11 protein-coding genes are annotated in these 12,664 nt (G+C 72.1%); 4 read left to right on the forward strand and 7 right to left on the reverse strand.

The features are described from left to right. Positions 1-181: 181 nt before the first annotated feature. From RCR19_RS26075 to RCR19_RS26085, 3 genes are all read right to left on the reverse strand, one after another. Positions 182-1,126 carry an N-acetylmuramoyl-L-alanine amidase gene (locus RCR19_RS26075; protein WP_331267326.1) on the reverse strand — a complete coding sequence of 315 codons (945 nt, stop codon included), beginning with the start codon at positions 1,124-1,126 and terminating at the stop codon, positions 182-184. 17 nt (positions 1,127-1,143) lie between these two features. Then, positions 1,144-1,848: a class I SAM-dependent methyltransferase gene (locus RCR19_RS26080; RefSeq protein WP_331267327.1), complete on the reverse strand. Its 705-nt coding sequence runs from the start codon at positions 1,846-1,848 to the stop codon at positions 1,144-1,146. Between the two features lie 132 nt (positions 1,849-1,980). Next, complete coding sequence (locus RCR19_RS26085; protein WP_331267328.1) at positions 1,981-3,714, reverse strand: MFS transporter; 1,734 nt, start codon at positions 3,712-3,714, stop codon at positions 1,981-1,983. Between the two features lie 269 nt (positions 3,715-3,983). Here RCR19_RS26085 and RCR19_RS26090 point away from each other — a divergent pair, with 269 nt between their 5' ends. Continuing rightward, the gene (locus tag RCR19_RS26090; RefSeq protein ID WP_331267329.1) at positions 3,984-5,441 is read left to right on the forward strand and encodes an MFS transporter; all 1,458 of its coding nucleotides are present in this window, start codon (positions 3,984-3,986) and stop codon (positions 5,439-5,441) included. A gap of 123 nt (positions 5,442-5,564) precedes the next feature. Here RCR19_RS26090 and RCR19_RS26095 read toward each other — a convergent pair whose 3' ends face one another. The 4 genes from RCR19_RS26095 to RCR19_RS26110 all read right to left on the reverse strand — a co-directional run bounded on the left by RCR19_RS26095 (position 5,565) and on the right by RCR19_RS26110 (position 9,405). Next, entirely contained in the window at positions 5,565-6,197 is a 633-nt protein-coding gene (locus RCR19_RS26095; protein ID WP_331269560.1) for a response regulator transcription factor, read from the reverse strand. Between the two features lie 270 nt (positions 6,198-6,467). Further along, entirely contained in the window at positions 6,468-7,763 is a 1,296-nt protein-coding gene (locus RCR19_RS26100; protein WP_331267330.1) for a sensor histidine kinase, read from the reverse strand. A gap of 14 nt (positions 7,764-7,777) precedes the next feature. Beyond that, on the reverse strand, positions 7,778-8,494 hold the full coding sequence (locus RCR19_RS26105; RefSeq protein ID WP_331267331.1) for an ABC transporter permease: 717 nt from the start codon (positions 8,492-8,494) through the stop codon (positions 7,778-7,780). Beyond that, complete coding sequence (locus tag RCR19_RS26110; RefSeq protein ID WP_331267332.1) at positions 8,494-9,405, reverse strand: ABC transporter ATP-binding protein; 912 nt, start codon at positions 9,403-9,405, stop codon at positions 8,494-8,496. The genes RCR19_RS26105 and RCR19_RS26110 overlap by 1 nt, the downstream gene beginning before the upstream one ends. Before the next feature lie 268 nt (positions 9,406-9,673). On the opposite strand from RCR19_RS26110, the gene RCR19_RS26115 reads away from it, so the two are divergent. From RCR19_RS26115 to RCR19_RS26125, 3 genes are read left to right on the forward strand one after another with little or no spacing between them, the layout of a single operon-like run. Next, on the forward strand, positions 9,674-10,549 hold the full coding sequence (locus RCR19_RS26115; protein ID WP_331267333.1) for a MaoC/PaaZ C-terminal domain-containing protein: 876 nt from the start codon (positions 9,674-9,676) through the stop codon (positions 10,547-10,549). A gap of 29 nt (positions 10,550-10,578) precedes the next feature. Next, positions 10,579-11,655: a Zn-dependent alcohol dehydrogenase gene (locus tag RCR19_RS26120; protein WP_331267334.1), complete on the forward strand. Its 1,077-nt coding sequence runs from the start codon at positions 10,579-10,581 to the stop codon at positions 11,653-11,655. Between the two features lie 37 nt (positions 11,656-11,692). After that, a complete protein-coding gene (locus tag RCR19_RS26125) occupies positions 11,693-12,631 on the forward strand; it encodes a 3-oxoacyl-ACP reductase (RefSeq protein WP_331267335.1) in 939 nt (312 codons plus the stop codon). Positions 12,632-12,664 lie beyond the last annotated feature (33 nt).

Here is a 12,664-nt window from a genome sequence, read left to right on the forward strand (position 1 = left end):
CTAGTGAGGGAGCGGATATTCACTTCGGGTCCTTCGTCTGTCGTCTCGTCGTCGGTGGAGGCGTCGCTGTCACCTTGTCGCCCTCGGGCCGCGGTGAAAAGCGCAGGGCTGGCCCCTCATCGTAGGGATGACACTATCGTCCGCCCGATCTGTGTGTCCGCCGGGATCGGATCGGTGATCACTACCCGCGCAGAAAACTCATGATTCCCTCAGAGATCCCCTGCGCCGCCTTCTGCCTCCACGCGCCGCTGGTCAACGATGCCGCGTCCTTGCTGTCGCGCATGTTGCCGCACTCGATGAACACCTTGGGAACCGTTGACAGATTGAGACCGCCGAGGTCGCTCCGTACGACGAGGCCCGTGCCGTTGCCGACGTAGTTGGACGGAGCGCTTCCGGTGACGCGGACGAAACTGCCCGCGACGCGCTCGCCGAGGTCCCGCGAGGGGGCGGCGATCTTGCGGGTGTCGGCCGAGCCCGCGTGCACCGCGGCCGGAACGATGACGTGGAAGCCGCGGTCGCCGACCGGTGCGCCGTCCGCGTGGATGGAGATCGCGGCGTCGGCGTGCGCCTGGTTGCCGATGCGCGCCCGCTCGTCCACACACGGACCCCAGGGACGGTCGCCGTCCTGGGTGAACTTCACCGTGGCGCCCTGCTTCTCGAGGAGTGTGCGCATCCTCCGCGCCACGTCCAGGGTGAACCGGGCCTCCGCGTAACCGGAATTGGTGGATGTGCCCGTGGTGTCGCACTCCTTCCGGTTCGTCCCGATGTTCACCTGGCGGTTGATCTCGGAGGTGTGCCGGAAGTTGCTGGGGTTGTGTCCCGGGTCGATGACGACGACCTTGCCCGCGAGGGGACCGGAGCCCGCCCGTGCGGTGGCCGGAGTCCGGCCGGGCGGTACGGCGCTCTGCTTGCCGTCCTCCGGTGCGGACGCCGAGGCGGACCCGGTGGCCGAGGACGCCGTCACGGGCACCGCACCGGACCGGCCGCCGCCTGTGTCGGCGACCGCCTCGTAGACCAGCCAGCCCACGAGCGCGGTCGGCACCAGGGCGGCGACCGCCACCGTCAGCCGGCCGCGCCGGAAGCGGCGCGGCCGGGGAGGATCGAAGTCGGGACCCACGTACGACATGCCTGCGACCCTAACGGCTAGGCCGTGCCCGCCGCTCCAACGCCGCGATTCGCCTGCTGCCCCGTCCGTTTCAGGACACGCAGCGAGCCGGTGACCGAGACCTCCGTGAAGCCGCCGGACTCCAGTGCCCTGAGGTAGACCCGGTAGGGCGCCTGGCCGGTGAACTCGTCCTCCGGTTCAGGGAAGACGTCATGGATGACCAGCAGTCCGCCCTGCGCCACATGCGGGGCCCAGCCGTCGTAGTCGGCGTTCGCGTGCTCGTCGGTGTGGCCGCCGTCGACGAAGACCAGGCCGAGGGGGGAGTTCCAGAAGGCGGCGATCTGCGGGGAGCGGCCGACGAGGGCCACGACGTGCTCCTCCAGGCCCGCCCGGTGCAGGGTCCTGCGGAACGTGGGCAGCGTGTCCATCAGGCCGACCTCGGGGTCCACGGTCTCCGGGTCGTGGTACTCCCAGCCCGGCTGCTGCTCCTCGCTGCCGCGGTGGTGGTCGACGGTGAGCGCGGTGACGCCCGCCGCGCGGGCCGCGGCGGCGAGCAGGATCGTGGAGCGCCCGCAGTAGGTGCCGACCTCCAGCAGCGGCAGCCCGAGCCGGCCGGCCGTCACGGCGGCCTCGTACAGCGCGAGTCCCTCGTGGAGCGGCATGAACCCCTTGGCGGCCTCGAACGCGGCCAGGATCCCGGACGGGGGAGGCGCCGGGAGCTCGATGGGGGGTGCCGCCGACATGGGGGTCCTTTCGGTCGTACGTGCGGGCAGGCGCCGTACGGACGGGTCGGGCGTCGGCACAGGCCTGTAGGCGCCCATGCTGCCGCACCCCCCGTCGCGCGGGCGACGGGGGGTGCGGGTGTCCGGTACGGGTCAGGCGGAGACCGTCTCGCCCGGGAGGGAGAGGTCCAGATCGATCGGGCGGTGGTCGCCGTGGTGGGTCGCCGAGGAGGCGAGCGGGCCGTGCCCCGCGGCCCTGGCGGCGAGGACGTACGGGCCCTCGGCCGGTACGGCCAGGGCGTAGCTGCCGTCGTCCGCGGAGAGCGTGGCGCCGGCCTGGCGACCGCGGCGGTCGATCAGCGTCACCTTGGCACGGGCGACCGGGGTGCCGCCCGCGTCCAGGACGCGGCCGCGGAAGACGCGCAGAACCTCTTCGGCGCGCTCCAGGCCGGCGTCCTCCTGGCTGCTCGCGCGCAGCTGCGGGGCGCGGTCGGGCTTGGGCAGGAAGAGGGCCAGGACCAGGCCTATCGCGACCGCGCCCGTCGCGATCAGGAACGACACATGGAAACCGTGCAGCGTGGGGATCGCGAGACCGCCGACGTGGTTCGCGGTGTTGGCGAGCACCATGCCGATGACGGCGCTGGAGACCGACGTACCGATCGAGCGCATCAGGGTGTTGAGGCCGTTGGCGGCGCCCGTCTCCGAGGCCGGGACCGCACCGACGATCAGGGCGGGCAGCGAGGAGTAGGCGAGACCGATGCCCGCGCCCAGGACCACCGAGGTGATCACGGTCTGCCAGGCGGCGTCCATCAGGCCGAGCCCGCCGCCGTAGCCGATGCCGATGATCAGCAGGCCCATGATGAGGGTGACCTTGGGGCCGTACTTCGCGGACAGCCGGGCGTAGACCGGTGCGGTGAACATCATGGTCAGGCCGAGCGGTGCCACGCACAGGCCCGCGACCACCATCGACTGGCCGAGGCCGTAACCCGTGGCGGCGGGCAGCTGGAGCAGCTGCGGCAGGACGAGCGAGACGACGTAGAACGAGACGCCGACCATGATCGAGGCGAGGTTGGTGAGCAGCACCTCGCGTCGGGCCGTGGTGCGCAGGTCGACCAGCGGGGCGCTCAGCCGCAGCTCCAGCAGACCCCACAGGAGCAGGACCACGACCGCGGCCGCGAACAGGGCGAGCGTGGTGCCGGACGCCCAACCCCAGTCGCTGCCCTTGGTGATCGGGAGCAGCAGCAGGACCAGGCCCGCGGACAGGCCGAGCGCGCCGAGCACATCGAAGGAGCCCTTCGCGCGGGCCTCGGACTCGGGCACCACGAGGAGGGTGAGGACGATCGACAGGACACCGAGTCCGGCGGCGCCGAAGAAGAGGGCGTGCCAGTCGGCGTTCTGGGCCACCAGGGCGGCGGCGGGCAGCGCGAGTCCGCCGCCGACGCCGATCGAGGAGCTCATCAGGGCCATCGCGGAGCCGAGCCGCTCACGGGGCAGCATGTCGCGCATCAGCCCGATGCCGAGCGGGATCGCACCCATCGCGAAGCCCTGGAGCGTGCGTCCGACGATCATCGGCAGTACGGCGCTGGTGAAGCCGCTGATCAGCGCGCCGACCACCATCACGCCCAGGCTTGCGAGGAGCATCCGCCGCTTGCCGTACAGGTCGCCGAGCCGGCCCATGATCGGGGTGGCCACGGCACCCGAGAGCAGGGTGGAGGTCAGGACCCAGGTGGCGTTGCTGGGCGAGGTGCTCAGCAACTGCGGCAGATCCTTGATGACAGGGACGAGCAGGGTCTGCATCACCGCGACAACGATTCCCGCGAAGGCGAGTACCGGCACGATTGCGCCGGACGGCCTCCGAGCAGGCTGGTCGGTCGTCGTGTGCGTCATTGCGTGAGGCCTCCAGGCCGAAAGTGAAAGAGGCGCGGAAGGAGCCGTTGGTCGGGTCCGCGCCGATAAGTGCTGGGTAAACCTCGTATGCACGGGCAACTATTCCGATGCTTTGGCATACTAACGAATCCTTGACCATCCCATGAAGGTCTGATATTCCGTCAGATCGGTTGCGGTCGTGGCGCGGCAGGTACCAGGTCGCAGGACCGAGCCGGAGACGGGACGAAATCCCGATGCCCCGCGCCCGCGGGCTCGGCAGTATGGCGCCCATGCTGCCGACCGTCGAAGACCCGCCCGTTACCCGTCGCTCCCTGCCGCCCGCCTGGGTGGTGATCACGCTGGCGTGCGCCGGACAGTTCCTTGTCGTACTGGACGTGTCCGTGGTCAATGTGGCGCTGCCCTCGATGCGCGCCGACCTCGGACTGACCGCCCCGGGGCTGCAGTGGGTGGTGAACGCCTACGCGATCGCCTTCGCCGGGTTCATGCTGCTCGGCGGGCGGGCCGGGGACCTGTACGGGCGCAGGCGGATGTTCCTTCTCGGGCTCGCCCTGTTCACCGTCGCCTCCCTCGGTGGCGGACTCGCCCGGGAGGGCTGGGAACTGCTGGTTGCACGAGCCGTGCAGGGACTGGGGGCCGCCGTGCTCGCGCCCTCGACACTGACCCTGCTCACCGCTGCCGTACCGGAGGGGACGGCACGGGCGCGGGCGATCGCGACCTGGACCGCGGTGGGCGCCGGCGGCGGCGCGGCGGGCGGGCTCGTCGGCGGACTGCTCGTGGACGGCCTGTCGTGGCGCTGGGTGCTGCTGATCAACGTGCCGGTGGGCGTGCTCGTCCTCGTCGGATCCATGCTGGGGATCCCCTCCGCCCGGACGCGGCAGGCGGCCGGGGGAGCGATCCTCGAGAGCCGTGCCGCAGCCGGGCGTCGCCTGGACCTGCCGGGAGCGGTGCTGGTGACCTCCGGGCTCGCCGCGCTCGCGTACGGGATCGGGCAGACGGAGGCGGAGGGCTGGACGGCCGCCGCGACGCTGGTGCCGCTGTGCGCGGGGCTCGCCCTGATCGGGCTGTTCCTGGCCGTCGAGGCACGGACGAAGGCGCCCCTGATGCCACTGGGTCTGCTGCGGCTGCGGTCGGTGTCCTCGGCGAACGCGGCCATGTTCGTCGCCGGTTCCGCGATGTTCTGCATGTGGTTCTTCATGACGCTGTACGCGCAGAACGTCCTCGGCTACTCGCCCCTGGACGCCGGGCTCGCGCTGGTACCCAGTTCACTCGCCGTGGTGTTCGGATCCAAGCTCGCGCCGTCGGCCATGAGGGCCGCCGGGGCGCGGAACACGGCGGTGCTCGGGACGCTGGTCGCGGCGGCCGGTTTCGGCTGGCAGTCGACGATGGCCGCGCACGGGGCCTACCTCACGACGATCATGATCCCGGGGATCCTGATGATGCTGGGCGCGGGACTGGCGGCCACCCCGCTGGCGGCGTTCGCCACCTCGGAAGCGGCACCGGCGGACGCCGGGCTCGCGTCCGGGCTGATCAACACCTCCCGCACGATGGGTGGTTCGCTCGGCCTCGCGGTCATGTCGACGGTCGCGGCGACGCGCACGGGCGCAAGCACGTCGGCGCAGGCCCTGACGGAGGGCTATGCGCAGGCGTTCCGGTTGAGCGGATGCCTGCTGCTGGCGGGCGCCGTGCTGATGCTGGCGTGGCTGCCGCGCAGGGCCGCCGCGCGCTGAGCGTGCGCACGGGCCGCGGCCGAACGCGGTTCCCGCGGAGACGGCACGTCGGGGCCTGTCGTTCGCATCATGCTGGTGTTAAGGCGCGGTCGCACGCAGTCGACCTGATCCGAACGACAGACCCTACAGCCATCCCTGCTGCCGGGCCTCGCGCATCGCCTCCATGCGGTTGCGGGTGCCGGTCTTGCCGATGGCCGACGAGAGGTAGTTGCGTACCGTGGACTCGGACAGATGGAGCTTCGCGGCGATGTCGGAGACCGTCGCCCCGTCCACGGACGCCTTCAGGACCTCGCACTCGCGCGCGGTCAGCGGGTTGGGCCCGGCGCTGAGGGCCGCCGCGGCCAGCGCCGGATCCACCACCGTCTCGCCGGTGAGCACCCGCCGGATCGCCGTGGCCAGGTCCTCCACCGGGCCGTCCTTGACGAGGAAGCCGGCGGCGCCCGCCTCCATGGCGCGGCGCAGATAACCGGGCCGGCCGAAGGTGGTCAGGATGAGCACCCGGCAGTCCGGTGCCTGCACGCGCAGTTCGGCGGCCGCGTCCAGACCGCTCATACCGGGAAGCTCGATGTCCAGCAGGGCGACGTCCGGGCGGTGGGTCAGAGCCGTGTCGACGATCGCGTCGCCCGCGGAGACCTGTGCGACGACCTCGATGTCCTCCTCCATGCCGAGCAGCAGGGCGAGGGCGCCGCGCATCATGCCCTGGTCCTCGGCGAGCAGGACCCTGATGCATTTCGCCGGCCTGTGACTTCGGGGCATCTCGTCCACGGGCCAAGCGTACGGTGCGGGCACGTCCGCGGTTCGCGCCTCGACGAGAGCGGACCGAGGCGGCCCGGCCAGGCGTTCCGCGGGTTCACCGACGGCCGGGAGCGTGTGCCGTGCCGACGGTGTGACGCCGTGCCGGGTCGTCAGCCGGTCCCGCGAGCCCTCGCCTTCGGCGAGCACGGGGTGAGCCGGCCCGCGTCGGTGGTTCGGCGGTCGAGCGATCGCCGGGACCGGACTCCGTATCGTCGGATCGGGGCCGGGTCGTCAGTCGGTCCCCGGGGCCGTGGCCGCCGGTGAGAGCGGGGCGGCGGGCGGGAGCCCGGCGGCCAACGGGAGTTCCGAGTCCACGGGCAGTTCCGCCGTGACCGTGAATCCGCCGCGCGGTGACGGGCCGGCGTGCAGTGAGCCGCCCGCCGCGGCGAGCCGCTCCGTCAGCCCCTTCAGACCGGTCCCGCCCACGCCCGCCGGGGGCGGGGCGGCGGCCGCGCCGTTCCCGTTGTCGGCGATCGTCAGCCGGACCCGGCCGGACGTGCCGTCGACGGTGAGCTCGCAGCGGTCCGCGCCGCTGTGCCGTACGGCATTGGTGACCGCCTCGCGGACCACCCAGCCGAGCAGGACCTCGGTCTGCGGTACCAGGGGAGCGCCCGACCTGCGCACCACCGGCTCGATGCCCGCGGCGGTCAGGGCCGACCGGGCGCGGTCCAGTTCCGTCGCCAGACTGCCCTCCCGGTAGCCCGTCACCGCCTCGCGGATCTCGGTGAGCGCCTGGCGGCCGACGGACTCGATGTCGGTGACCTGTGTCAGCGCCGCGTCCAGGTCGCGGTGGGCCAGGCGGCGGGCCGCCTCGGACTTCACGACGATCACCGACAGGGTGTGCCCGAGCAGGTCGTGCAGGTCGCGGGAGAAGCGCAGTCGCTCCTTCTCCACCGCTCGGCGGGCCAGTTCCTCACGGGCGGCACGCAGTTCGCGGACGGCCTCGGACAGGGACAGGATGGCGGCGGTCACCATCGTCGACAGGAAGGTGCCGTAGGCGATGTTGATCCCGTTCCAGCCGTCGCGCAGGCACGCCACGGTGCCCGCCAGCGCGGTGAGCCCCAGACCGGTCTTCCCCAGCCAGGGACCACGGACGATGGCGCCCGTCGCCAGACCGAGCAGAGGGAAGAACAGCAGCCAGTTCCCGCCGTAGCCGATGGCAAGACCGCAGGTCACCGCCCCCATCAGAAGCAGCGCCACACGCGTGGAAGGCGCCTCGCGCCGCTCCCTGTCGAAGGCCCGGAAGACGACGTAGATGTAGAGGGAGTTGAAGGCGAGCAGGCCGAAGCTGCCTATCCAGGCGTTCGAGGCCTTGCCCTGGAAGAGGTTGGAGAAGGCCCCCATCCCCAGCAGCAGCCACGGCAGCAGGGTGAAGCCGGTGGGCGGCGGACCCGGGCTCTCCGCCGCCTTGCCGGTCCTACGGGCGGCCTTCTGCTCGGTCTTGAAGCGCTCCATGTCCTCCTTCCACGTCTGTCGTGCGAGCTGCCACGTGTCCATGTGGCAGCCGGCCTTGCGCAACCAGTGCATGTCCGTCACCCCGTTCACACGTTCCCGGCACTGCGGCGGTACGACAAGACAGCGTACGAACCGAACGCCAGCGCCCAGGCCGTCAGGACCACGACCGCACCGAGTGCGGGGGCGTGGCCGTCGGCGATCGACGTGCCGAGCTGGGCGAAGCGGTGGGTCGGGGTGTACCCGGAGACCGTGCGCAGCCAGCCGGGGAACAGGGTGACCGGGAACCACAGGCCGCCGAGCACCGCGAGGCCCAGATTGCACACCATGTTCGTCACACCCGTGGTCTGCGCGGTCAGCCGGTAGCCGTTGCCGAGGCCGAGCAGGGTGAAGGGGATCGAGCCGAGCCACAGCAGGAGCGCGATCGAGACCCACTGCCACGCCGCCAGCCGGACGCCGTTGAGCAGCCCGCCCGCGGCGAGCACCACGACGATCGCGGGCAGCACCGTCACGGAACCGGTCAGCGCCCGCCCGGCGACGACCTGGCGCGGAGTCATCGGGGTCACCCTGAGCTGCCGCAGCCAGCCGATCGCCCGGTCCTCGGCGACCCCGCCCCCGGTGTTCAGGGCCGAGCCGACGGCGCCGTACGCGGCCATGCCGACCATGGAGGCGGTCTTCCAGGCACCGTCGTTCTCACCGAGGTTGGTGAACAGCAGGTACATCATCACCGGCATCGCGACCCCACCGATCACGAAGCCCACGTCGCGCAGCGTCCGGCGCACTTCGAGCCGCAGGTAGTCCAGCATCACACGATCTCCATCTCGGGTGCGGTCAGGGCAAGGAACGCGTCGTCGAGCGACGCCGGGGCGACCTCCAGGCCGCGTATCGCACCGAGCTCCGCCAGGGCGATCACCGTCGCGTCGGAGTCGTCCGTGCGCAGCAGCGCCCGGTCCCCGCGCACCTCCATCGACCGCACGCCGGGCAGCAGGGTGAGCCCCTCGGTGCCGCGCCCGTCCAGGTCGATCGAGACGAGGTTGCCGCCGGCCGCCCGCCTCAGCTGTTCGCCCGTGCCGTCGGCCACCACACGGCCGCGGTCGATGACGATGATCCGGTCGGCGTGCGCGTCCGCCTCCTCCAGATAGTGGGTCGAGAACAGGACGGTGCGACCGAGTCCGGCGTACTCCCGCATCGACCGCCAGAAGGCGTGCCGCGCCTCCACGTCCAGGGCCGCGGTCGGCTCGTCGAGCACGAGCAGCGACGGATTTCCGGCGAGCGCCACCGCGTAGCGCACGCGCTGGGTCTGACCGCCGGAGAGCCGGTCAACCCGCCGCCCGGCCAGGTCGGTGATCCCGGCCAGCTCCAGGGCATGTGCCACGGGCATCGGGGCCGGATAGCGGCCGGCCACGAAGGACACCAGCTCGCGGACGGTCACCCGGGGGACCGCCCGCGAATCCTGCAGCATGGCGCCCACGCGTCCGGCCAGCACGGAGCGCTCGGGCGCCGCGCCGAAGAGCTCCACCGTGCCCTCGTCGGCTTGGACGAGGCCGAGCAGCAGGGAGATCGTGGTGGACTTGCCGGCGCCGTTGCGGCCGAGCAGTGCCACCGTCTCGCCCTGCGCGATCCGCATGTCCACACCGTCGACGGCGCGCACGGCGCCGTAGGTCTTGACCGCCCCCGTGAAGGACACGGCAGGCGGTGTCCCGGTCGTTTTCGTCATGACCACGACGTTACGGAGCCGGGGCGGCCCGCAGCAGAGGCGGTTGTACGGACTCCGGCAGGACAAATGTCATGGGTCCGGAGGCGGGGCAGCGGATCTGACAAGCCGTCAGCGGTCTTCACAACTTCTGCGAGCTGGGTTATACAGGGGGTCGCCATACTGGAACGCGTTCTAGAACGGGCGGGTTCCGCGGCCCCGTGACGACCCCGGTGCGGCCGACGGTGCGGACGGCCGCACCGGGGTCCTTCCCGCCAGTGTCAGGAGCCCCATGCCCATCGACGCAGCCAAGGCCCTCGCGGCCGAACCCCGGTCCCGCGAGATCACCTGGAACAGCAAGGACGTCCAGCTCTATCACCTCGGCATCGGCGCGGGCGCGAACCCCGACAAGCACAGCCCGGCGACCGACGCCGACGAGCTGCGCTACACCCTTGAGTCCCGGCTGTACGTCCTGCCGAGCTTCGCCACCGTCGCGGGCGCCGGGGCCCCCGGCGTGATCAGCGGCCTGTCCATGCCCGGCATCGAGGTCGATCTCGCCCGGGTCCTGCACGGCGGCCAGACGCTGACGGTCCACCGTCCGATCCCGGTGGAGGGCAGGGCGACCGCCACCTCCCGCATCGCCGCCGTGTACGACAAGGGGAAGGCCGCCGTCCTCGTGCTGCGCACCGAGGCCACCGACGACCACGGCCCGCTGTGGACCAACGACGCACAGATCTTCGTGCGCGGGGAAGGCGGCTTCGGCGGCGACCGCGGCCCCGCCGCCCCCACCGACCGGCCGACCGGCGAACCCGACAGGGTGATCGAGCGGCCCACCCGCGAGGACCAGGCGCTGCTGTACCGCCTCTCCGGCGACTGGAACCCGCTGCACGCCGATCCCGAGTTCGCCAAGCTCGCCGGCTTCGAGCGGCCCATCCTGCACGGGCTGTGCACCTACGGGGTCACCCTGAAGGCGGTCGTCGACACGCTGCTCGACGGGGACGTGGCCCGGGTGCGCGCCTGCTCCACGCGCTTCGCCGGAGTCGTGTTCCCCGGGGAGACCCTGCGCATCCGCGTGTGGCGGCGGGAGGGCTCCCTGCGGGTGACGGTCGGCGCGGTCGAGCGGGACGACGCTCCGGTCCTCACCGACACCATCGTCGAACACTCCTGAGCCGCCCAGCCCTCGAGGGGAGCCGCACCATGCGCGCAGCCGTACTGCACGAGATCGGCCAGGACAAGCTGGAGGTCCTCGACGACGTCGAGGCGACGGGCTTCGGCCCCGGCAAGGTCAGGATCCGGGTGCGCGCCACCGGGCTGTGCCACTCGGACCTGTCCGCGATGAACGGGGTGCTGCCGCAGCCCGCCCCGTTCGTGCCCGGCCACGAGGGCGCGGGCGAGATCCTCGAAGTGGGCGAGGGCGTCCGCACCCTGCGGCCCGGCGACCGGGTGGTCGTGTGCTGGCTGCCCGCCTGCGGCGCCTGTCCCGCCTGCGGACGCGGGCAGACCGAACTGTGTCTGTCCGGGTTCATGAACGCGGGCACCCCCAACTTCAAACGCCCCGGCGGCGACGTCTTCGGCTTCGCGGGCACCGGCACCTTCGCCGAAGAGGTCGTCGTGGACGCCGGTTGCGCGGTGCCCGTCCCGGACGACGTGCCGTTCGACATCGCCGCGCTCATCGGCTGCGGGGTGACCACCGGCCTGGGCGCGGTCCTCAACACCGCGGACGTGGAGGCGGGCTCGTCCGTCGCCGTCATCGGCTGCGGGGGCGTCGGGATCTCCGCGATCCAGGGGGCCCGGCTGCGGGGCGCCGCCGAGATCGTCGCCGTCGATCCGGTCGCCTCCCGCCGGGAGTCCGCGCTGAAGTTCGGAGCCACGAGGGCCGTGTCGCCCGGGGAACTGCCGGACGCCAAGCAGCAGGTCACCGCGGGGGAGGGCTTCGACTACGTCTTCGAGGTCGTCGGGAAGTCGGCCACCGCCCGCACGGCCTACGAGCTCACCCGGCGCGGCGGCACCCTGGTCGTGGTCGGCGCCGGCGCCATGGACGACTTCCTCCAGCTCAGCATGTTCGAGCTGTTCTTCGACGAGAAGCGCATCCTGCCGTCCATGTACGGCGGAGGGGACGTCCTGCGTTCGTACGAACGGACCATCGCGCTGTGGCGCGCCGGGCGTGTCGACCTGGCGGGCCTGATCACGCAGCGGGTGCCCCTCGCCGAGATCAACGAGGCGCTGGACGGGATGAGGACGGGCACGGCACTGCGCACGTGCATCGAGATCTGAGCCCGCTGCCCCCGTACGCCTGTCGAAAGGGACCGTGATGTCGCTGCCACTTGAAGGGCTGTCCGCCGTCGTGACCGGGGCGGGCCGGGGGCTGGGCCGGGCCGAGGCGCTGGAGCTCGCCCGGCTCGGTGCGGCCGTCGTCGTCAACGACTACGGGCAGCCGGGCCGGGACGGTTCGGGGGAGGCGTGCGAGGGTCCGGCGGAGGAGGTCGCCGCCGAGATCCGCGCGGCGGGCGGCCGGGCCGTCGCCCACACCGGGGACGTCGCCGACTTCGCACAGGCCCACGGTCTGATCGAGCTGGCGGTCGCCGAGTTCGGGAGGCTCGACGTACTGGTCAACAACGCGGGCATCCTGCGCGACCGCATGGTGTTCTCGATGTCCGAGAACGAATGGGACGCGGTGATCCGGGTCCACCTCAAGGGCCACTTCAACACGACCCGCTTCGCCGCCGCGCACTGGCGGGCGCGTTCCAAGGCGGCGGACGGCCCGGTGTACGGGCGGATCGTGAACACGTCGTCGGAGGCGTTCGTGGCGGGCTCGGCCGGGCAGCCCAACTACGCGGCGGCGAAGGGCGGCATCGTGGGCCTCACCACCTCAACCGCCCTCGCCCTGGCGAAGTACGGGGTCACGGCGAACGCCATCTGCCCGCGTGCCCGCACCCGGATGACCGAGGACGTGTTCGCCGGGCTCGAACGTCCGGAGCAGGGTCTCGACCCACTCGCCCCCGAGCATGTGGCCCCGCTCGTGGGTTATCTGGTCTCGCCCGCCGCCGCACCGGTCAACGGGCAGCTACTGGTGGTGCACGGCGGCCTGGTCGCGATCGTCGAGCGGCCCCGGGTGCATGCCCGGTTCGACACGAAGCAGGACGCGTTCACCTACGAGGAACTCGACGCCGTGCTCACCCCGCACTTCGCGCAGCGCCCACGGGGCGAGACGTTCGCGGCGGTGGAGGTGCTCGGGCTGAGGCACGCGTGAGCGGGGACCGGCCCGCGGTCGCGTCCGGCGCCA

Origin of the sequence: Streptomyces sp. WAC07094 (assembly GCF_036320405.1) — a bacterium.
GTDB lineage: Bacteria > Actinomycetota > Actinomycetes > Streptomycetales > Streptomycetaceae > Streptomyces > Streptomyces lannensis.